Annotated in this window: 1 protein-coding gene; it reads left to right on the top strand. The window is 73.8% G+C overall.

Features of this window, described 5'->3' with window-relative positions; genetic code table 11:
- Nucleotides 1-443, top strand: a 443-nt coding sequence (locus tag DEIPI_RS28190) for an AIR synthase related protein (protein WP_045233564.1), incomplete at both ends; no start/stop codon positions are given.

Here is a 443-nt window from a genome sequence, read left to right as displayed (position 1 = left end):
CGGGGTCGGCACGAAGACGAAGGTCGCGACGCGCGCGGGCCGCGTGGACGGCCTCGGCGCGGACATCGTGAACCACTGCGTCAACGACATCCTCGTGCAGGGCGCGCGGCCCCTGTTCTTCCTCGACTACGTCGCGATGGGCAGGCTCGTCCCGGAGACCGTCGCGGCCTTCGTGACGGGCGCCGCGCGCGCCTGCGAGACGCTCGGCGTGGCCCTGCTCGGCGGGGAGACCGCCGAGATGCCCGGCGTGTACGTCGAGGGTGAACTCGACATCGTGGGCACGGTCGTCGGCGTGGTGGACCGGGAGGCCATCGTGGACGGCTCGCGCCTGGAGGCCGGGGACGTCCTGATCGGGCTGCCCAGCACGGGCCTGCACACCAACGGCTACAGCCTCGCGCGCGCCGCCCTCGACGGCCTGGACCTCCGGGAGGTCCGCGCGGACA

The sequence above is a fragment of the Deinococcus pimensis DSM 21231 genome, assembly GCF_000519345.1.
GTDB lineage: Bacteria > Deinococcota > Deinococci > Deinococcales > Deinococcaceae > Deinococcus_A > Deinococcus_A pimensis.
The sequence above is the reverse complement of the archived record's forward strand: the minus strand, read 5'-3'. Positions and strand labels throughout refer to the sequence as shown.